The organism is Clostridium beijerinckii, from assembly GCA_003129525.1.
Lineage (GTDB): Bacteria > Bacillota > Clostridia > Clostridiales > Clostridiaceae > Clostridium > Clostridium beijerinckii_D.
Genome location: CP029329.1, coordinates 636,693 through 659,097, shown reverse-complemented (window position 1 = coordinate 659,097; position 22,405 = coordinate 636,693). Strand labels below are relative to the sequence as shown.

The 22,405-nt window shown below is 29.2% G+C and carries 15 protein-coding genes and 1 pseudogene; 12 read left to right on the top strand and 4 right to left on the bottom strand.

Going from position 1 to position 22,405, the window contains the following annotated elements; all coding sequences use genetic code 11:
* Positions 1–391 precede the first annotated feature (391 nt).
* The 4 genes and pseudogenes from DIC82_02660 to DIC82_02645 all read left to right on the top strand — a co-directional run bounded on the left by DIC82_02660 (position 392) and on the right by DIC82_02645 (position 4,976).
* Positions 392–1,252 (top strand): YitT family protein, encoded by an 861-nt coding sequence (locus DIC82_02660; protein ID AWK50056.1) that lies wholly within the window; start codon positions 392–394, stop codon positions 1,250–1,252.
* Positions 1,253–1,461: 209 nt separating this feature from the next.
* Positions 1,462–1,965, top strand: a pseudogene (locus DIC82_02655) (IS607 family transposase).
* Positions 1,943–3,067, top strand: a complete 1,125-nt coding sequence (locus DIC82_02650; GenBank protein AWK50055.1) for a transposase — start codon at positions 1,943–1,945, stop codon at positions 3,065–3,067. Before DIC82_02655 ends, DIC82_02650 begins: the two are co-directional and overlap by 23 nt.
* Positions 3,068–3,245: 178 nt before the next feature.
* Positions 3,246–4,976, top strand: coding sequence for an MBL fold metallo-hydrolase (locus DIC82_02645; protein AWK50054.1), 1,731 nt, complete (start codon positions 3,246–3,248; stop codon positions 4,974–4,976).
* Between the two features lie 867 nt (positions 4,977–5,843).
* Here DIC82_02645 and DIC82_02640 read toward each other — a convergent pair.
* The 3 genes from DIC82_02640 to DIC82_02630 form a co-directional block, all read right to left on the bottom strand.
* Complete coding sequence (locus tag DIC82_02640; protein AWK53019.1) at positions 5,844–6,068, bottom strand: hypothetical protein; 225 nt, start codon at positions 6,066–6,068, stop codon at positions 5,844–5,846.
* 134 nt (positions 6,069–6,202) lie between these two features.
* The gene (locus tag DIC82_02635) at positions 6,203–6,451 is read right to left on the bottom strand and encodes a hypothetical protein (GenBank protein ID AWK50053.1); all 249 of its coding nucleotides are present in this window, start codon (positions 6,449–6,451) and stop codon (positions 6,203–6,205) included.
* A 97-nt stretch (positions 6,452–6,548) separates the two neighbouring features.
* Entirely contained in the window at positions 6,549–6,794 is a 246-nt protein-coding gene (locus tag DIC82_02630) for a hypothetical protein (GenBank protein ID AWK50052.1), read from the bottom strand.
* 479 nt (positions 6,795–7,273) lie between these two features.
* Here DIC82_02630 and DIC82_02625 point away from each other — a divergent pair, with 479 nt between their 5' ends.
* The 8 genes from DIC82_02625 to DIC82_02590 all read left to right on the top strand — a co-directional run bounded on the left by DIC82_02625 (position 7,274) and on the right by DIC82_02590 (position 21,224).
* Entirely contained in the window at positions 7,274–9,043 is a 1,770-nt protein-coding gene (locus DIC82_02625; protein ID AWK50051.1) for a cell wall-binding protein, read from the top strand.
* Between the two features lie 165 nt (positions 9,044–9,208).
* Entirely contained in the window at positions 9,209–10,918 is a 1,710-nt protein-coding gene (locus tag DIC82_02620) for an AAA family ATPase (protein AWK50050.1), read from the top strand.
* A gap of 468 nt (positions 10,919–11,386) precedes the next feature.
* Positions 11,387–12,685, top strand: a complete 1,299-nt coding sequence (locus tag DIC82_02615; protein AWK50049.1) for a cell wall-binding protein — start codon at positions 11,387–11,389, stop codon at positions 12,683–12,685.
* A gap of 89 nt (positions 12,686–12,774) precedes the next feature.
* Positions 12,775–14,055, top strand: coding sequence for a cell wall-binding protein (locus DIC82_02610; GenBank protein AWK50048.1), 1,281 nt, complete (start codon positions 12,775–12,777; stop codon positions 14,053–14,055).
* 554 nt (positions 14,056–14,609) lie between these two features.
* Complete coding sequence (locus DIC82_02605) at positions 14,610–16,145, top strand: cell wall-binding protein (protein AWK50047.1); 1,536 nt, start codon at positions 14,610–14,612, stop codon at positions 16,143–16,145.
* Positions 16,146–16,268: 123 nt separating this feature from the next.
* Positions 16,269–17,525, top strand: coding sequence for a cell wall-binding protein (locus DIC82_02600; protein AWK50046.1), 1,257 nt, complete (start codon positions 16,269–16,271; stop codon positions 17,523–17,525).
* A 75-nt stretch (positions 17,526–17,600) separates the two neighbouring features.
* Complete coding sequence (locus tag DIC82_02595; GenBank protein AWK50045.1) at positions 17,601–18,770, top strand: cell wall-binding protein; 1,170 nt, start codon at positions 17,601–17,603, stop codon at positions 18,768–18,770.
* Positions 18,771–19,511: 741 nt separating this feature from the next.
* Complete coding sequence (locus DIC82_02590) at positions 19,512–21,224, top strand: cell wall-binding protein (GenBank protein ID AWK50044.1); 1,713 nt, start codon at positions 19,512–19,514, stop codon at positions 21,222–21,224.
* 120 nt (positions 21,225–21,344) lie between these two features.
* Here the strand turns inward: DIC82_02590 and DIC82_02585 are convergent, their stop codons facing one another.
* Positions 21,345–21,695, bottom strand: coding sequence for a four helix bundle protein (locus DIC82_02585; GenBank protein AWK53018.1), 351 nt, complete (start codon positions 21,693–21,695; stop codon positions 21,345–21,347).
* Positions 21,696–22,405: the final 710 nt, after the last annotated feature.

The following is a 22,405-nucleotide window of genomic DNA, read 5'->3' as shown; positions in this document are numbered from 1 at the left end:
ACAAATTGATGACCTTGTTTTTATCTACAATTAGGGAATTTATATAATTGAAAAAGAATTGAAAATTTGTATTTGTATAATATCAATAAATATTGAATTTATGTAGAATTAAGTGGCATACTTTAGTTATGAGAGTTATAAAAATAATGATTTTTAGTAAATTATAGTACAAATATACATTAAATTATGAGTTCAATATCAATATGATAATTTTGTTAATACATAGATTGAATTATTCATAATTACTTGGAGAATGATAAAGATTATTTGCGAAAAAGAAAGAAATTCTGTTGAAAATGCAGTCAATTAAATATAGAATTATATCTGGCAAAAAGAAATGTAGAGTAAAAGTGAATTATTAAATTATAAATAAGCTATAAGGAGTGTATTGATGAGTACATATTATAAATATAAAAAGAATATAATTGATATTTTGTTCATATTTTCAGGTTGTATGATAGCATCTTTAGGAGTAAATCTTTTTTTATCACATGCTAAACTTTTAAGTGGGGGTGCTACTGGAGTAGCATTAATTCTAGAGTATACAGCTGAAGTTCCAGCTGGTATAGTAATTCTAATAATTAATATACCATTGCTTATATTAAGCTATAAAAAACTCGAAAAATCATTTACTATTTATACAACAATAGGAATGCTTTGTCTTTCAATTTCACTTATGATAACAAAACCATTTAAATATTTAATTAATATGGAAAGTGATTTACTTATTTTTTGTATATATGGTGGAGTTTTATGTGGAATTGGTTATGGATTGGTATTTTTAAGAAGTGGTTCTACTGGGGGAACTGATATCATAACAATGTTAATTAGAAAAAAGTATTCAAATTTTAATATAGGTAGTTTAGGATTTTCTCTTAATCTGATAATAGTAATTATTGGAGCAATAATATTCGGTATTCCACAAGCCTTATATACATTAATTTCGTTATTCATCCAAAGCGTAGTTCTTGATAGGATGTTAAAAGGATTTAGCAGTAAAAAACTTCTCCTTATTTTAACAAGAAAAGAAAAAGAAATTATTGAATATGTAATTAAAGACCTTAATCGTGGAGTTACATCTTTATTTGCAGAAGGTGAATACACTCATGATAAAAAGAAAATGCTTTATTGTATTGTAAGTTCACATCAAATGATAGAATTGAATACTGTTGTACATAATATAGATCCAGGTGCATTTATAACCATAGTGGATGTATCTGAAGTTAGAGGTAAGGGATTTTTAAATATTTAATTATTAACTGAAGTTTAATTTCTAACGGATAAATATTCTATTTAAGGTTGCTAATTAAAAAATTGAAACAATTTGAGCATTAAGGTATAATATTCGTTATGAATATTAAGGGGGTGTAACAACAGTTAATAAAACTCTATATAAGTTTATAAGACCAGCCTTATTTTATGTAACGTTTGCGTTATAATAAATTAAAGATGTGATAACGAATGAAATATTATTCTATTGAAGAGTTTTCAAAATTAATAGAGAAAACGTATCAAACATTAAGAGAGTGGGATAAAAAAGATATATTGAAACCGCATCACGTTGCTTCAACAGGATACAGATATTATTCACAAGAGCAACTCAATCATTTCTTAGGAATTAAAGGCATTGAAATTAAAACTAAAAAAGTAATTGGATATTGTAGAGTTAGTTCACATAAACAAAAAGATGATTTAGAACGTCAGATTGATAATGTCAAAACATATATGATTGCTAAGGGTTATCAATTTAATGTCATTACAGATATAGGAAGTGGAATTAACTACAATAAAAAAGGATTAAATCAATTAATAGATATGATAACTAATTCAGAAGAATAGGAATTAGTTGAGGATTTAATTCAAATAGTTACAGTTTTTAGTTGTACGTTACAAGGCAAGAGAGCCATTAAAGCTAAGAAAATGATTAAGGAGTTGTTGGAAGATGATACTGGGGAAGAAAGTTAGGTTATATCAAACTAAAGAACAGGAACAAAAATTATGGCAATCAGTCGGTACTGCAAGATTTATTTATAATTGGACACTTGCAAAGCAAGAAGAAAATTATAAAAATGGTGGTAAGTTTATATTTGATGGTGATTTAAGAAAAGAATTAACTATCTTAAAGAAAACAGAAGAATTAAAATGGCTTAATGATGTATCTAATAATGTAGCAAAACAAGCTGTTAAAGATGGTTGCAATGCTTATAAGAATTTCTTTAAAGGATTAGCAGATAAGCCAAGATTCAAGAGTAGAAGAAAGTCTAAACCATCATTCTATAATGACAATATAAAATTAAAAGTTAAAGAAAATTCTATACTAATTGAAAAAATTGGTTGGATAAATATAAAGAAAAATGTAATACCTACGGATTGTAAATATACCAACCCGAGAATAAGCTTTGACGGAAAGTATTGGTTTATAGCGGTTGGAATAGAAAAAGATCAACCAGTAGTTGAATTAACTATTGAATCAATAGGTATAGATGTTGGAGTGAAAGATTTAGCTATATGCTCCAATGGAATGACATTTAAAAATATTAATAAAACAAGAGTTGTAAAGCAACTGGAAAAAAGGCTACGTAGATTACAACGTAGGGTATCTCGCAAATACATAAAAAATAAAGAAGGGAGTAAGTTTGTCAAAACAAGTAATATTATAAAAATGGAAAAGCAGATTAAATTACTTCATAGAACATTAACCAATACAAGAAGTAATCATAATCACCAAGCAACGAACATGATAGTGAAAACCAAGCCATCAAGAGTTGTTATGGAAACACTTAATATTAAAGGAATGATGAAGAACCGTCATTTGTCAAAAGCAATAGCAAAGCAATGTTTATATGACTTTAAAAGACAAATGCAATATAAATGTGAGTTCAATGGAATTGAGATTGTTGAAGCTGATAAATGGTATCCGTCATCAAAGACTTGTAGTGAGTGTGGTCATATAAAACCAAAACTTCCACTATCAGTGAGGACATATATATGTGAAGAATGTGGTTGTGTTATAGATAGGGATTATAATGCAAGCATCAATCTATCAAGATATGAATTAGTAGTGTAATCACTTAAAACGATATTACTAATATGTACCATGCGTTGTATGGGAATTTAAGCCCTCGGAGTGTTATAGCAAACGAAAGTAGTATATTCTTTTAGAATCACAAAATCGGACACAATGAACAGGGAATTAAACAAGCTTTATAGAGCTTTATAAGGTTTTGGCAACGGCAACATAGGTTATGCAAAATAATATAAAAAAGATGTTAGTCATATTTCCAATGATTTTCTTATTATGTACGTCTTTCATTGGAATTTATGCAAAGGCTGAAGTAAAAGTGGACAAGCAAGATATTATAGTTACAACAAGTATTACAGAAAATAAAGGGACAGGGTCAACAAATTCAGGAAGATCAACAACTATTTCTGGGCAAAATGTTGAAGTACCAAGTCAAAATGATACAGAAACAAAATATGATGAAGATTTAAATAAACAAACAGTAGTTCAAGAAGTTTTGCCAGAGTGGAAGAATATAGATGGAAGGCTGTATTATGTTACTAAAGATGGAATATTAGAAAAAACAGGATGGTTTGAGGAAAAAGATGAGAATCCTAATGCAAAAAATGATAATGAATATTATTTAGATAAAAATCATGCTGCAACAATTGGTTGGAAAAAATTCGGAAGGTCATGGTATTATTTCAATGAAGCTGGAATTAAACAAACTGGTTGGCAATTAATTAAATATAATTGGTATCATTTAGATGAAGATGGAATGATGGATATTGGGTGGATTGAAGACGATGGACATAAATTTTACTTAAATGATGAAGGAATCATGACTGTAGGTAAAAAATACATAAAAGATAATTGGTATTTTTTCAGATTTAATGGAATTCTTCAAACTGGATTTTATAATAATAATGGAAAAATTTATTATTCAACTAAAGATGGCATAATGGGAGCAAATGAGTGGATAAATACTAAAAGCAATAAGTATTATGTTAAAGCAGATAGTAGCATTGCAACTGGAAATGCAATCATAGATAATAAAATGGAAGAGTTTAATTCTAGTGGAAAATATACAGGCACTGCAAAAATGAAAAATCATTTATTTGTAAAATATTTAAATGTTGGAAATGCAGATTGTGAATTTATAAAGCTCCCAAGTGGAGAAACTGTACTTATTGATACTGGAGATGTAAAGACTCCAGAAAAAGTAGTTAATTTTTTAAAGGAGCAAGATCTTAAACAGAAAGATGGAAAAGGGGTAATTGACTACATTATAATTACTCATGGACATTCTGATCATATTGGTGGACTAGCTTCTATTTTAGATAATTTTAAAGTTAAAAAAGTATATATGCCTGATATTGCAATAATGAAAGATTGGTATTCAGATGTAAAAGTTACAACAGAAAATGCTGCAAACATTGAAATGATGAAGATAGATTATAATGTTTATAATGATGCAGTAAAAGCTATGAAAGACAAAAATATAGAATTTACTGATACGGAAAATGGTGAATTTATAGATAAAAATAAAATTTTGCAATTTGTACAATCAGACAAGGATTTTGGACCAATAGGATCTCCAGCCCTTGTAGCAGAGTATTGGGGAGTTAATGAAAATTCTGCTATAGTATACTTAAACTATGGAGATTTACAAGCTTTATTTTCTGCTGACATGGAATGGAATTCAGAAAAAGATTTTTGGGTAAATGATTTATTAGATGGAAGAGATGTTGATGTATTAAAGGTACCGCATCATGGAAATGACACATCATCAACTGTAGACTTTATTAGATACCTAAAACCCGATATTGGAATAATAAGCAGATCAGATAAAAGCATAGTAAAAAACATTGCTTATGATAATTTAATTTCTAATGGAGTTAGCTTATATGAAACAAGTGCAAAAGATGGAGTTTCAATATATGCAACGCCAGAAAATTGGACAGTCTCAAAATAGATACCAGGGTAAAGGCTTTACTTATGGGGATAATCCTGCCGAAATCAAGGGTACTCTGTTGTTTCGGTTGCTGAGGATTTAGCTGTGAATTTCTAATAGCAGAAGTTGTACCCAAAATGCTAGCCTCAAAGGCACGCTTTGAACAAGCATTTTGGAACAACTTCTACTAAAGAAATATCTACAGCTAAATCCTCTGATGCAACACTGCACAAAAGAGTACCCTTTATTTCTAGTTTGGAATATCCTCATAAGTATAGTAGATATTGAATATAATAATAACTATAAATGTAACTTATATATTGGGATAAGCAAAAATTAAGCAACTTCTACTAAAGAAATATCTACAGCTAAATCCGAAATAGTAACACTTCCACAAAAGCATGACCTTCATTTCTAATTTGGGTACATATTCATAGTATAAGTGTAACTAGAAAGTGGGTATCTACATGGGTTTCATAATGAAAACGTAAAATATTCATGAAAGTATATTTGATATCATCAACAATATATCTTAAGCATATTTGAATTTTTCACTAAAGAATACTATATAATTAATTGTTAAAAAAGTTTCACATAAATATTAAATTTATGTGAAACTTTTTGGGAAATAAGCACTAAATTAAAATGATAAACTTTAGTACTTATGTATTATGGGGTACAATTATTATTTTGACCAACATTAGCAAGTTTATTCAAATATTTTAAAAAATAATATTTATAATTATCTCTTGTAAACTATATATGTTGAAGCTATCAATGTTCAATATTAAATGCTCAATTGTAATTAGAACTGTTATATGGTTTTTGAAATCAACAATGAATGATTATTTTTGCAACATATATATTAAAAGATGTATGAATTTATTTTCAGTCGTTATCTAAATCATAATTATCTGGAGAAATCATATCTTGTGTGTAATCAAATTCTGCATTAGATATATTATTTGAAACAATAGGGTCTACTGCTGGATTTGGCATATTTATTGGGAAATCAACACCAGTTGCGCTTTCAACGCTTTCATCGCTTGGAGAATAATTAGTTCTCATTTTTGGTAAATAAGCATTTTTTATATTTCCAGAAAGATCAGTCATTAAATTTGGTGAAAGAGTATTACTTGACTTTTTACTAGAATTGCTTTCTAAATTTGCATTATTAGGTACTTTTTCTTTATTCATATTAATCGCTCCAATCTTAATTAATAATTCTTTCTAATTTCAATATATTTTCATATTTCATCATTATAGATAGATTCATCAGAATCACCATCAGCATTTAAATCAATAAGCTGTGTATCTAGGTTTGTTCTAGAAATATTTGAATTGTTTTTATTCTTAATGTTTTTTTCACTTGAATTATTAGTATGGCTTAAATTTTCAGCATCAGAAGCTTCTAACGCTGTTGAGTATATATCCGTTAATTTTGCCACAGCATAATCTTGTTGAGTTGGGTTAGAGGTAGTCTTTTTTTTACTCACAATAATCACTCCTATCTTAATTAATAGGGCACATGGACTTCCTATTTCTTTGATTGTGACCAATCATTCTAAATTTGCATATTTCTCTATAATGAAACTATGAATTAGATATAGCATTGGTAATAGAAGATTCAGATACTGAATTTGGATTAGCAGGATCTAAACCATTTGCACGTTCAATACTTTCTTCACTTGGCGGATAATCAATTTTCAATTGCGATAGATAAGTATCTTTTATTTTTTCAGTATAAGAATCTTTTAGTTTTGATTGCTCAATATCAATTGATTTTTCTTGAGAACAATCTCGTGAAGTTAAGTTAGAAGGGGAATTTTCTTTATTCATAAGAATCACTCCTATCATAATTATTTTCATTTTTTACTTTATAGAAAGAAATAGTATTTGAAATTTTAGTATAACTAAAAATAAAATATATAAGATTTAGTTATATTCTATTATTTGAAAAAAGAATCTCATTAATACATGAAATATATAGAAATATATATTATTTGCCCATAGGGAGATTTTATTATTTCCAGTGACTTATTGATTTTACTTATGAATTTATACTCATACATTAAATCGAATTAGAGAATTTAAAGTACTGACAGTAAATAATGAATGATAAATTTTGAATTATAAAAAATTAAAAATTAAAAATTAAAAACTAAAAGTTAAAAACTGAAAATTGAGCATTGATAATCGAAAACTGGCAATTGAAAATTAAATCTCAATATAACCATAACATGATAAATAAGGAATAATTACTGTATTATAGCTCAATTTGTGATAAAATTATTTAATAATGGCATAGGAGGGATTTTATGAATAAAAATATAAAACGTATAATTGCACTTACACTTACTATTAGTGCTTTTTCAACAATTTCAGCTATAACACCAGGTACAGCTTTTGATATGGCAATTAAGCCAGTGTATGCAGCTTCTTATTCTCCTGATGATGGCGAATTGAAATCATTAACGGTAAAATCAATAGACGGAGAGACTCTTAATCTTCGTGATGGATATAATGGAAGTACTGTGAAATTAAATGAGGATAGAGAGTACTATGTAAAGCTCACGGATGATAGTGATGGAATAAAGATAAGTTCAAAAGTAGAAGGTAAAGATTATATAGTTAGAATCTTTACATCTGACAAAGCAGATGCAACAGCTTATGAGCCAGGAGACGAAATCTTACTAGAAAAGGGGAATACAACTCTTTATGTGAGAACTTATGAATCTGCATCTGCATTTAGAAAAGCAAAAGATACTCTAGATGATGTATCAATTTGTGAAGAAGAATACACATTAAATTTAAAGAAAACTACAGAAAGCTCATATGAAGATACAAGTCAAGATCCTGTATATTTATATAATATCGATGTTAGTAGAGGAAAAATAAATTTCATAAAAGGAAAAACTACTTATGATATGAAAGTAGCTTCAGATATTGATGATATAAAAATCACAGCAGTTCCAGAAGATGATAAGGATAGAGTTAGAATAAATGGATCATTAGTTGAGTCAACTGATAAATATAGAAAAACTGTAGATTTAAAGCAAGGGAAAAATGAAATCAAGATAAAGGTTACAGATGCTAAAGACAATCAAAGAACGTATACCTTAAATATAACACGAGGTGATTCGTCAAGTGATGAGCAAGATGACATATATATAGATAATATTACTTTAAGTGATGGAGAACTTGATTTTTCACAAGATGAAAGTTCCTATGAAGTTGATTTAGATGACTCTATAAGTAAAATAACAATAGGTGCTGAACCTGAAGATGAGGAATATTTAGTTACAATTGATGGAGACGAAGTAAATTCAGATGATGATTATGAAAATAAAGTATCTTTAAATAAAGGTGAAAATGTAATTGAAGTAACAGTTGAAGATGAAGTAAATGATAAAAAGAGAACTTATACATTAACTATAAATAGAGGCGAAGTTAAAGTTCCAGATGAAACTGATACAACGGACGACAAAACTGGCTGGGTAGAAACTGATGACGGCTGGAAATATAATGATGAAAATGGAAACTTATTAAAGAATTCATGGTTATATGATAAAGAGGTAGGAGTGTATTGTTATTTAAATGCAAATGGAATTAGAGAAACTGGTTGGTTTAAAGATAAAGACAACTGGTACTTACTAAATGAAAAAGGTGCTATGTTAACAGGATGGCAAAAGACAGATGGAAAGTGGTATCTGTTAGATGCAAGTGGAGCAATGAGGACAGGCTGGTATAAACAAGAAGTTGCAGTTGAAGGTAATAACAATGATAATACTCAAAGCAATACTTCAAGTGACACTACTTCAAGTACTAGCACAACAACTACTAATGCTGATACTACAAAAACTGAAGGATGGTATTATCTAAATGGTGATGGTTCCCTGAAAACAGGATGGTTACTTGACGGAAAGAAGTGGTATTACCTAAATACAAATGGGATAATGCAAAAGGGATGGTTAATCAGCTCTAATTCAAAATACTATTTAAATGAAGATGGGGTAATGGTAACAGGAACTCAAACAATCGATGGAAAAGAATATAAATTCACTACAGGTGGAGCATTGATAATATAGAATTATAAAATCATACCTATAGAATAAACACTTTTTAATGTGTTTATTCTATAGGTATTTTGTTTTAACTAAATGTGTTATGGGTTATAATAAAAGAATATAACAATGTAAAAGTTAACTAGTGAGTATTTACTATTGAAAATTAAAATAAGGAAGTGATACAGAATGAAAAAGAAAATTCCAATAGGAATATCTAACTTTAAAAAACTAATAAAAGAAAATTATTATTTCGTAGATAAGAGTTTAATTATAAAAGAATTTATAGAAAATGGAGCTGCTATAATTTTAACTCCAAGGCCAAGACGTTTTGGGAAGACTTTGAATATGAGCATGATTAAATATTTTTTTGATATAAATATGAAGGAAAAGAAAAATAGGTTAAATGGTGAAATAGAATATTCAAGAAGTCTCTTCAATGGATTAAACATTGAAAAAGAAACGGAAATTATGAAGATGCAAGGAGAATTTCCAGTTATAAGCATATCTTTTAACAGTGCTAAATTTAATAACTTTAAAGATACAATGAGTAGAATTAGATCTTTAATGAGTGAGATTTATCTTGAACATAAATATTTATTAGGTAGTGATACATTAGAAGATATAGAAAAAGAAAAAATTAATAAGGTAATTAATGAAAAGGGTGATGCAGAATTAATTGCAACTGCTTTGGGAAATCTAACAAGATATTTGTATAAGCATTTTAATAAAAGAGTAATTTTGCTTATAGATGAATATGATGTACCAATTCAAGAAGGTTATATTAGTGGATACTATGAAGAAATAATTTCTTTTGAAAGAGTTATGTTTACTGATCTTTTAAAAGATAATAATAATGTAGAAAAAGCACTTGTAACAGGAATACTACGGGTTGCGAAAGAAAGTATTTTCTCAGGACTTAATAATTTGGAAGTGAACACAATGCTAAGCAATAAATTTAGTGATAAATTTGGTTTCACTCAGGAAGAAGTAGATGAGCTTTTATTATATTATAAATTAGAAGCTAAAAGTTTAGAGGTTAAAGAATGGTACAATGGATATATTTTCGGAAAAAATACAATATACAATCCGTGGTCAGTATTAAATTATTCTGAAAGTTATGAAGAAGGCTTCATGCCTTATTGGATCAACAGCAGTGCCAATGATTTAATAAAGAAATTGCTATTAAAAGGCGATCAAGGAATAAAAATAGAACTTGAAGACCTTATAGTAGGAAAAAGCATAACGAAAGCAATTGATGAAAATATTGTTATGGGTGAGGTTGAAGATTCTAATGAAAACATTTGGGGATTCTTACTTTTATCAGGATATTTAAAGACAATTAAAAAAGAAACAATAGATGGAATGAGACAATGTGAGTTGCAAATTCCCAATAAAGAGTGTCTTATATTTTATAAGAATATAATTAAAAAGTGGTTTTTAGAAAGCATGACAAATGAAAGATATGAAGAAATGCTTAGAACCTTAATACATGGTGATATAAAGAGTTTTGGAGCTCTTTTTAAGGGTTTTGTCATAAACAACATTAGTTACTTTGATGTATCGGGAAAAGAACCAGAAAAGGTGTACCATGCTTTTGTTTTGGGAATGCTTGTCTCTCTTACTGATACTTATGAGGTAAAATCCAATAAAGAGAGCGGATACGGAAGATACGATGTAATGATTATTCCAAAGGATGTTTCAAAGCAAGGAATAATAATTGAATTTAAAAAGATTAACGAATTCTTAGAGGACACAATAGAATATGCAACAAAAGAGGCATTAAAGCAAATTGAAGATAAAAAATATGAAAGTGAACTTTTAAGTAAGGGAATAACCAAGATTATAAAGCTTGCCATTGTATTTAAGAATAAGGAAGTTGAGATAACACAGGGATAGAACAGAAGAGAGATATTTATTTTAGGAAATTAAACAAATATCTTCTTTAATTTATAAAGAAATTATAGAAACTTTCAAAAAAGGTTTATAAAAAATTAATAATTATATAACAAAAAGTTTAGAACTATATAGTATACTTGTTAACATATACAAATATAGTTCTATATTTATAATTAAATTTAAATATGGTACAATTACTTTATAGTAGTTAAATTACTATACATAGTATAAAGACTAATAAAGTAGAAATTAGCTTTTATAGGTTATACATACCGTCAATATACAACAATGATATCAAGTGAAACTTGATTCAGGTGGGATTTGATGCCCATCTGAATCTTAGTTGAACTTATACCCTCAAGGGGTACCTCGTCTAGGGTCGTGCCGCTGTTATCTCCCACTTATAGAAGTGGGAGTGTTACAGCGGCTAGACATCAGATAAATTAAAAATAATAAGGGAGGTAAAAAATGCATAAAAAGATTAAACATATAATTGCAGTAAGTCTTGTAATTGGTGCTGTCTCGGGAGTTTTGCCAGCAAATAATTTTATACTAGGTACTACAAAGGCTTATGCAGCAACATATAAAAGTGCAAATGATGGGGAGCTAAATTCATTAACTGTAAATTCAGGAAGTAATAGTAATATTAAGATACGAAATACTTATAGTGGTGATGAGGTTTCATTAACAGGGCAAAATGATTATTATGTATTGCTTAAAAGCGCTCGCGTAATTCAAATAAATGCAGAGGTAAAAGGGAACGGATATGTAGTAAAAGCTTTTACTTCAAGCAGTAAAACAGAAGCAGGCAAAGATGTTGGAGAGGATATTAATATTGACTCCGCATATAAAAATATTTACTTAAGAACTTATAAAAGTGAAGCGGCTTATAAAGTAGCATATGATGCTGGAGATGTAAGTAATTGTGAAAAGACTTATGTAATTCATGTAAAAAGATCAGTTGCTAGCTCTGAAGCAGAAGATGATAGGGAATATGCATATTTAGAAAATATTCATTTAAGTGATGGAAGTGTTGGTTTTTCAAAGAATCAAACTTCTTATAATGTAAATGTTAATGAAGATGTTAAAGAAATAACTGTTAGAGCAACTCCAGAAGATGATGAAGATTATGTTGAGATTAATAATAGTTCTGCATATGAAGAAGACAATTATGAAAAAGCAATAAGCTTAGATAAAGGAAATAATACTATAGAGATATATGTTGAACATAGTGACGGAGAAAATTATGAAGATACAACTTATACATTAAATGTATACAGAGGTATTGTATCAGATTCAACTACATCTACAGGCACAACTTCAAATGTTCAAAATTTTACAATCCAAAGTAATGGAAATAGTTTTAATTCGTGGCAAAGAGTTGATGGTAAATGGAGATATATAAATGGTTCTGGAGATGTTTTAAAGAATCAATGGTGGTTTGATAAAAATACTGAAAAAAATTATTACTTAAAAGAAGATGGATATAGAACTACAGGCTGGCTAAGTAATAACAATAATTGGTACTATTTTAATGAAAATGGTGAAATGCAAACAGGTTGGATAAATGTAAATAAAAATTGGTACTATTTAAATCAAAGTGGAGCAATGAAAATGGGTTGGTTAGAAGACTCTACTGGAAATTGGTATTATCTTGATAATAGTGGTGCCATGAAGACGGGATGGATTGAAAATTCAGATGGAAAATCATATTATTTAGATTCATCAGGGAAGATGATTAAAAATCCAATAGTTAATAATGTATAAGTGTAAAATTATGATTTATATGGTAAAATTAATATATTAATTAAAAGTGAAAAGTAAAAACAAATAATAATTAAAATGGAGGTACCCAAATGAATAAAAACGTAAAAAGAATAGTTGCAATGGCATTAGCAATTGGTACTGTTTCAGCAGTGGCACCAGCTACAAATGTGAATTTATTAACTACAAAGGCTTATGCATCAAATGATGATGCTGATGAATTAGATAGCATAGACTTACAAAATGATGATGGGGATACTTTAGATCTTTATACAGATGATGGCTATGATAGTGATGATGAAGTAGAAGATGGAGATTTAGATGTAGGAGATACTTATTATGCTGAATCTGATACAGATGAAGTTACCATTGATAGCGTTGATGGAGCAGATGAAGATAATGTAAGAATATTTGTGGGTAGTGATGATTATGAAGTAGGAGATTCAATTGACCTTGATGACGAAATAACAACACTTAAAGTTAGAGTATATGAAGATGAATATGATGAAGATGAGGATTATTCTAGTTCAGATTATAATGAATATAAAATCAAAGTAGAATATACAGATGATGATGATGATGATGATGACGATGACGATGACGAAAATGATGAAGATACATTAGATAGCTTAGAATTATTAGATGAAGATTATGAAACTATAGATCTTTATGAAGATGATGATTATGATGATGATGTAGACAGTGAAGACGTAGAGGAAGGCGAAACTTATTATGCTAAAACTTCATCAAAAGAGGTAAGCATTGAAATTGAGGGACCTGATGAGGACTATGTTAAAATATTCAAATCAACATCAGATTCAGCTAAAGGTATAGATCCAGGAGATGATATTTCTATAACAGGAGATAAAACTCTTACTGTAAGAATATATAGTGAGGAACCAGATTCAGATGTAACATATGAAGATGATGGAGATGTTGTAGGCGAATATGAAATTGACTTAGAATACACAAAGAATAATGCTTCAACTAGTACAAGCACTACAACTAATACTTCAACTACAAAACCAAGCACTGCAACTGACATAGTAACTACAACTGTTAAGGCAATGCAATGGGTACAAGTAAATGGAAAATGGCAATATAATGATGGAGCAGGAAATCCAATAAAAAGTAACTGGTTCTATGATAGAAGCTTAAGTAAAAATTATTATTTGCAAGCAGATGGAAATATGGCTACTGGTTGGTTAAGTAATAATGCAAAGTGGTATTATTTAGGAACCGATGGAGCTATGAAGATAGGCTGGCAATTAGTAAATGGAACTTGGTATTATTTAGATGCACAAGGAGTAATGGCTTCAAATACTACTATTGGTGGATATAAATTAGGTTCTAACGGAGCTTGGGTTAAGTAGATAAGTGAGAATCCAAATCTTGTATTTGGATATTCGAACTTAGTTAACTCGTGCATACGTGTTAACTTCCTTAAAAAATGATTTGGTGTGAATCACTTACCCAGTGAGCGAAGCTAATCTGGTTTTCTTGAACAATTGTCAATACTCAATGTTCAATTGTCACGGGAGCTTTGTGGCGGAGTAATCTGTTTTTGGTAATGTCTAAGTTCAAGTTATAAAAGTGAAGGAACGTTGTAAAATGACGTTCCTTTGTTTTTAGGATTAATTGTTAGTTTTTGATTATCAATTCTCAGATTTCAATTTTCAATTTTCAATGGTCAAAGGGACTACGTGTCGGGACTAATTTTTTAATTTTGAATTAATATTTAATTCGCCAAAATGTGATTTATGATGGTGGTTGCATAGAATTAATTGGTGTATAATAGAATGGAAATTAAATTAAAACAACCTAAATTTTATTATATTTAAAGTAAATGACGAATATAATAAATTATCTCAAATTATAGAAATGAGTTTAGATTAGACGATATATGACTAATATGGAGGGATGAACTGTGAATAAAAATATAAAAAGAATAGTTGCGCTGGCACTGGCAGTTGGAACAGTGTCTGCTGTTATTCCAGTTAGTAATATAAATTTATTAACTACAAGGGCTTATGCTGCAGTACAGGAAAATGATGAGGATTATATAGATAGTTTGAAGATCTATGATGAAGATGGAAATAAGTTGAATTTATATAAAAATACTGATTATAAAACAATAATAGATGCAGATGAGGTGGATGATAGAATAACTTATTATGTTAAATCTCCAACTGACACTGTTAACATAAAAATTGAAGGACCAGAAAAGAAATACGTAAAAATCTTTAATGGAACTTCTAGTTCTACTAAAGGGCAAAATCCGAGTGAAGATATTAAAGTATCAAGTGATGGAGCATACAAAAGTATTGCAATAAAAGTATATGGTCAAGAACCCGCAGATGATATTAAATATTCAGATAGTTACAATTATGATGTTTTAAGTACATATAAAATAAAAGTAGAATACACAGGAACAAGTCAAGATAATGATCTATACTTAAAAAGATTAAGTATAGACGGCATTATGATTGGACTATCAGATGATAAAGAGGAATATACTTATGGTGTTGATAGTGATGTTAAAGAAGTAATAATCAGAGCAACTCCAGAGGATGAGGATTATGATGTTACAATTGATGGAGAACTAGTTCATAGTGCTGATAACTTTAAGCAAAAGGTTAAGTTAGATAAGGGATTAAATGAATTCCCAATAAAGCTTAAAGATAGTGATCTTGAAAAAACATACACAGTATTTATAAATAGAGGAAGTGCTGTTTCGACTAATTCAAACTCTAATAGTACAACAAATCCAGCAGATAATTCTGCTATTTATTTAGAAAAGCTTAGTATTGATGGAAAAATACAATCATTGTCAGAATCAAAGACTAATTATATTTATAATGTTGACGAAGATACAAATAATATAACAGTTAAAGCAACACCTGAAAATAATAATTATGATGTGCTTGTTAATGGAGAATATGTTGATAATGATGGCGACTATAAGAAAAAAATAAATCTAAGTAAAGGTGTAAATCAAATAAGCATAGTTGTTGAAGAAAACTTTAAAAAAAGAGTATATAACTTAACAGTAAATAGAGGCAGTGTTACATTAAATAGTACAAGCAATAATGAAACTACAATCAGTGGAAACCAATGGGTTCAAGTTCAAGGTAAATGGAAATATATCGATTCGTCAAAAAATCCAGAAAAGAATATCTGGGTAGGAAACTACTATATTTCAGATGATGAATATATGGCTCTTGGATGGCTGAATTATAATGAAAGCTGGTACTACTTAGGATTTGATGGAGCTAAGAAAACTGGCTGGCAGAAGGTCGATGGAATTTGGTATCACTTAGATTCAGAAGGTAGGGTACAAACTGGATGGTTTAAAGATGTTGATGGGGAATATTACTATTTAAACAGCTTTGGAGCTATGGTTTATAGCACTATTATAGATGGATATGCATTAGATTCAAATGGTGTTTGGACGGGAAGATAGGTATCAATGATTAATTCTAAATTAATGACGATAAATTAGCGATTTTATTTTTAATATTCACTTAATACATTATTTAATGAATTTTATTATTGGGCAAAAATGATTTCAATGGAGGGATTAGATATGAATAAAAATCTTAGAAAAATAATAGCAGTGGCTTTAGCTTTAGGAACATTTTCAGCATTTGTACCAGCTACAAATTTTAATTTATTAACAGAAAAGGTTTATGCGGCAGATACAAATGACGAAGATACTTTAGATAGTTTGGAATTATATGATAAAGATGGTGATAAAATAAAGTATTATGATGATAATGATTATAAGGATAGAGTCGATGAAGAAGATGCAAAGGAGGATGAAGTATATTATGCTAAAACTTCATTTAAAACTATAAGAGTAGAAATAGATGGCCCTGGTGAAAGATATGTTAAAATATTTAATAAAAGTTCTGATTCAGCAAGAGGTAAAGATCCTGGTGATGATATTACCTTAGATTCAGATTCAAGTGTAACTACTCTTGAAATAAAAATATATGGAGAAGATACAAAAGGTGAAACTGTAAGAAACAATGATGATGACGATGATGATTATGATTTATTAAATACATATAGAATTAAAGTGAAATATAATCCTACAGATAGTACAAGCACAGATACTGAAACAGAGAAAGATGCTTCTGATTATGATAGTATTTATTTAGAAAGACTTAGTGTTGATGGTAAGATGATAGAATTAAAAGAATCACAAACTAAATACACATATAATGTAGATAGTGATGTAGATAGTGTAGTAGTTAGAGCTACGCCAGAAGATGAAGATGACGATGATGTTACCATTAATGGAAAAGATGCTAAATATGATGATAATTTTAAAGTTGATGTAGATTTAAAAAAGGGTACAAATTCAATTGAAATAGAAGTAGAAGATGGTGGAAAATCTAGAGTATATACTTTAATTATAAATAGAGGACAAGCAACAGAAAAAACAGAAATCAATTCAGGTAATATAACAGTGAATTCCAATACAAATAAATGGTTACAAAATAACGGTAGATGGCAATATACTGATTCAACTGGGAATCCAGTAAGGAATATATGGATAGGAAATTACTATCTATTAGATAGTGGGTATATGGCTACTGGATGGCTTAACTATGGTGGAAACTGGTACTATTTAGGGATTGATGGAGCTAAGAAAACAGGATGGCAAAAGGTTGATGGTATGTGGTATCATTTAGACTCACAAGGAAAGATACAAACAGGGTGGTTTAAAGATACTAATGGAAAATATTATTATTTAAGCAGCTTTGGTGGAATGGTTTATAACACTACAATAGATGGATATAGATTAGGTGCTGATGGCGCTTGGATTGGAAGATAATAATTATATTTATAAAAGATTAAGAGCGTTTTTAATAGACGTTCTTTTCTTTAAATAGCCATAGGAGGGAAAGCTATGAATAAAAATATTAAACGGATAATTGCTATAACATTAGCAATTTCTAATTTAGCAGTTATTGAGCCTTCAAGATATATTGATTTATTAACTACTAGGGCTTATTCTGCAGAACTCATTGAAGGAATAAGTGATTTAGAAGTATGTAAAAACTCAGGTTCTACAGAACTGGAGATGTATAAAGATAGTGATTATGATAATTCAACTGAATTTAAAGATGATATTACAAAATATTACATAGAGCTTTCTGAAAGCACAGGTAAATTTAATATTAGGGCAGATGTTGATAGTGGTTATTCCGTAAAGGTAATAGATGAAAGCGACGATGATGAAGAATATGATTTAGAAGATGAAATTTCAATAAAAGCAGGGGATTCTAAAACAGTCAGTGTAGAAATAACTAAAAATAGTGATTCATCTAATCAAAAAGTAACAATTAAGCTAAGAAGAAAAGAAGCAGAAGATGATGATGAAGAGGATAATGATAAAATCTATTTAAGTGATTTAACTTTAAGTCACGGTGAAGATTATTATAAATTAAATTTCGCACCTAAAAATTCATTATACAATATAAATGTGCCTGCAGATATTAATTATATAAAAATAGAAGCAAAACCAGATGACCGAGATGAAGATAAAGTTAATATTAATGGGATAAGTGTACATAAAGATGATGACTATTCAACCAGAATTCCATTAAATATGGGGAAGAATGAAATTAATATTACAGTGAAAAATGATGAGGATGAAAGAACATACATTATTAATATAACAAGGGGCAATAATGCACCAAGCAATATAGACTCAAATAACAAAACAAACAAATGGATACAAAATAATGGAAAGTGGCAATATATTGATTCATCAGGAAATATAGCAAAGAATCTTTGGGTGCAAAACTATTACTTAACCAATAATGGTGATATGGCAACTGAATGGTTAAATTATAATGGAAGCTGGTACTATTTAGGCAGTGATGGTGCATTCAAAGCAGGTTGGAAATTAATAGGCGGAAATTGGTACTGTTTTGATAGTATTGGGAAAATAAAAATAGGATGGTTTAAAGATTCAGATGGGAAATGGTATTATTTAAATAGTTTTGGTGCTATGGCGTATAATACTATGGTAGATGGATATAGATTGGGAAATAGTGGAGCTTGGGTTAAGTAAGACTCCAAATCTATGATTTGGCTAGTCGAACTTACTCAGCGAGCGAATGCGACTCGAGTTTCCTTGAATAATAATCAATTATCAATGTTCAATTGTCAATGTTCAATGATCAATGATCGACGCAATTGTCAATTTGGATTGGTTAACTGTTAATTCAAGTTTTGATGTTTGATTTTATATTTATATTAATTAAAAAAGTAGAGACCTGCCTTTTGGAAGGTTGAAGTATTTTTTTCAATTGAAAGAAAAAAGGTACCAAGAATATTATAGGAGTGTGTATTATATAGTGACAATAGAGGATTACTAAGGGAATTAAGATATATATATATTAAATTTTTAAATATATCTAAAAAAGGTACCGAAAATAAATTAATAAATTGTATTATTAAATGTAGTATGGTAAACAAGGTAGTTTTTTACTTAATTTCTAAGTTATCTAATAAAGGCCATATAATAGTAAAAGGGTACCCAAAACAAATTAAATAGTTGTATTTATTTATGACAACTTAGTAAATACTAGAAAATAGAGTAAAAGAGAAAAATAATAGCACTTTATGTACAAGCTGTATTTATTATTTATGAGAATAATGTATGTGATTTTATTATAAATACATATTAAATTATTTGTTAAATATGGTATGTATTCAAACATATACATTATGAAGTATTAATTAACTTTACATGCTTGGACAATGATGCTATAATTTATCTGAATTTAAAAATTTAGGAGGAAAGAAAATTATGTTTAAAAGAGCAAACAAAATTACTTCATTATTAGTAGCTGCAGCTGCAGTTATATCATTAGTACCTGCTGGTGTTAGTGCATCAGAAGTTAAAAAAGTTAATTCAGAAGATGGTACTGTATATGATGCAGTAGCATACAAAGATGGAAAGTTCTATATCGATGGAGAAATTGAAGACAAAGATGAAGCAACTTTTTATTTAGCTGACGGTGAATACACTGAATTAGAAGATGTTGATACTGGATCAGATATCACAACTTATGGTTCTAAATACATTAATGTAGAAGATGGAGATTATTTCGTTGATTTAGAAACTGGTAAAGCAACTGATGATTCTATCAAAGAAGACGCAGAAGATGATGCTGCTTCAGCTTTAAGAAAAAAGGTTAAAGGTGATACAGATGGAAGATATGTTGAAGGAACAGGAGCTAATGAATCAGAAGTAATTCAAGATTTAGAAAATGCACAACTTCCAGGAAATAAATTTGGAGATATATGGTATGGAGTTAAATATAGTAACCACGATGCTACAAATAACATCGCTGCAGATACTGCTGCTTCTTTAAATGTATATACAGATGAAAAAGGAAACTATATTGATGCAGATTTCAACTTAGGAAAAATTAAAGTAACAACAACTGAAGCTGGTGCTAGTAAGACAGTATCTGTAGAAAATACAGATGATACGTATGATGCTGACGCTACTGCTGATGCAGTATCAGCAAATGTTACAAGTGCAACTGTAATTGGACAAGATAAAGATTATATCTATAGAACAGCAACAGTTGAAATATTAACAAAAACTGGAGTTGTAGTAAAAGAAATAAATGGAGTAGCTGTTAGCACTGGTTCTGCATTTACTCAAACAGCTGGTTCGGTACAATTTAATGTAATCCAAAAAATATCAAAAGCACAAGATTCTGATGATATTGGTGGAGCAAAATTTGCTAAAACAGTAACTACTTATGTAATTTCTAAGGATGATGGAACAGATAAATCAAGCGATTTATTTGCTGACTATACTGTTGTTAATGGAAAATTAGTTAACTATAAAACTTCTGGTACAAAAGTATATGCTCAAACAATAACTTTAAAATCAAAGAATGGATTCTACTATACTGATTTTGCAGATGCAGCAGATGAAGATGTAGAAACAAATGATTCTCAATATGGTTATGCTGTTGAAACAGATGTAGATGGAAATCTTTGGAGATTAGATGGTGGATACATCTACCAATGGGACAACGATGAAGACTGGAACAAAGTATATAAAGTAGATGGATCTTTTGACAAATTATCAGTTTATGACAAAGATAACATGGTTGCTTGGAACGAAGATGATGAAGTTTATTCAGTAATCGGTGGAACAACAACACCTGATGATACAACAGTTGAAACTCCAGTTGTAACTGCTGGATGGGCTCAAGCTGCAAATGGCGCTTGGACTTATAATAAAGCAGATGGAACTAAAGCTACAGGTTGGTTATTAGATGGAGCAACTTGGTACTACTTAAAAGCTGATGGCGTTATGGCTACAGGTTGGGTTCTTGATGGAGCAACTTGGTACTACACTAATGCTTCAGGAGCTATGGCTACTGGTTGGGTAAATGACAATGGTACTTGGTACTACTGTAATGCATCAGGAGCTATGTTAGCTAACACAACTGTTGATGGTTATGTATTAGGAGCTTCAGGAGCTTGGGTTAAATAATCCAAATCTTCTAGAGTGAATGGAAAAGGGACGAGGCTTTATGCCTCGCCTTTTTTTATGCTCAAATATAATATAAATACTTAATGTTCAATTGATCATTGAACATTAGAAATCCTGCTGTCACCCCTTTTTCATTCCAGTTGCCACAATGCTATTTAAGATCCTACAAATCTCCTTACAATGTTGGAGTACAACTTTTATATCATAATCACTAAGAATTTCTGATTGTATAAGCAATTCTAACCAATATTCTGTTTCGTTAGCTTCTTTTAATGCAATATTCATCTTGTATAGAAAATCATTTTTAGAATATCCTTTAACTGCCTCTTTGACGTTAGCGCCAACACTAGTGCCAGAACGTAATATCTGCTTTGACAAAACATATTCTCTTTTACTTATTAGATATTTGTAAATAGATATTATCTCAAGAGCTAAGTTAAATGATTTATAAACAATAATATTATTATAAATGCAACACACCTCCAGTAATATTAAATATCAAGTGGGATTTAATTAGCGTCTGAATTTTAGTTGAGCTTTATAACCTTAATGGGCACCTCGTAACTTCAAGGGTCACACACAACAATGTACTCTCAAGGATCACCTCTCGTCCAGGGGTTAAATGCAACTAACATAAAAATATAAAGATACTAGTGTATTAGTTGAAGTTAGCTATCACATGAATTGAGTCTTAACAAAAACAAAGAGTTTTAAACATTTAAAAAAATGATTAGTGGTTAAGTCTAATTTTGAAAATTGAGTATTTACCATTTATCATTGAAAATTAATATCCCATTTTCACTTCTTTTCCTGTCCATAGGCTCAATGCTATCTAAAATCCTCTTTACAATAATGTTGAACTACACATTTTATATGGCCATCCTTTTAGCTTTTATATTATTTATAACTGTTTTTAATTTTACTATATCATTTGGTATTTTATCATGCTCAACTTTATTCAATTAAGCAGAATATTCTAATGCTCTTAAAATTAGTGTATTTTCGTCAACTTTGGTTTCTAGTCTATTGAGATTAGCATCGAGCTTATTTAGACTACCATTAATTTTAGTTTCTAGTCTTTTTAGAATTTCTAATATTTTACAAACTGAAACATATATATTTAGTTTTGACATGAAGGAAAAATTATAAACAATAAAAAATATCCATAAAGCAACAAATTC

What these genes read in the sequence shown, in the direction of transcription:
- DIC82_02660 (AWK50056.1), top strand. Translation starts at nt 392, where the DNA reads ATGAGTACATATTATAAATATAAAAAGAATATAATTGATATTTTGTTC.
- DIC82_02650 (AWK50055.1), top strand. Translation starts at nt 1,943, where the DNA reads ATGATACTGGGGAAGAAAGTTAGGTTATATCAAACTAAAGAACAGGAA.
- DIC82_02645 (AWK50054.1), top strand. Translation starts at nt 3,246, where the DNA reads ATGCAAAATAATATAAAAAAGATGTTAGTCATATTTCCAATGATTTTC.
- DIC82_02640 (AWK53019.1), bottom strand. Translation starts at nt 6,068, where the DNA reads ATGACTGATCTTTCTGGAAATATAAAAAATGCTTATTTACCAAAAATG.
- DIC82_02630 (AWK50052.1), bottom strand. Translation starts at nt 6,794, where the DNA reads ATGAATAAAGAAAATTCCCCTTCTAACTTAACTTCACGAGATTGTTCT.
- DIC82_02625 (AWK50051.1), top strand. Translation starts at nt 7,274, where the DNA reads ATGAATAAAAATATAAAACGTATAATTGCACTTACACTTACTATTAGT.
- DIC82_02620 (AWK50050.1), top strand. Translation starts at nt 9,209, where the DNA reads ATGAAAAAGAAAATTCCAATAGGAATATCTAACTTTAAAAAACTAATA.
- DIC82_02615 (AWK50049.1), top strand. Translation starts at nt 11,387, where the DNA reads ATGCATAAAAAGATTAAACATATAATTGCAGTAAGTCTTGTAATTGGT.
- DIC82_02610 (AWK50048.1), top strand. Translation starts at nt 12,775, where the DNA reads ATGAATAAAAACGTAAAAAGAATAGTTGCAATGGCATTAGCAATTGGT.
- DIC82_02600 (AWK50046.1), top strand. Translation starts at nt 16,269, where the DNA reads ATGAATAAAAATCTTAGAAAAATAATAGCAGTGGCTTTAGCTTTAGGA.
- DIC82_02595 (AWK50045.1), top strand. Translation starts at nt 17,601, where the DNA reads ATGAATAAAAATATTAAACGGATAATTGCTATAACATTAGCAATTTCT.
- DIC82_02590 (AWK50044.1), top strand. Translation starts at nt 19,512, where the DNA reads ATGTTTAAAAGAGCAAACAAAATTACTTCATTATTAGTAGCTGCAGCT.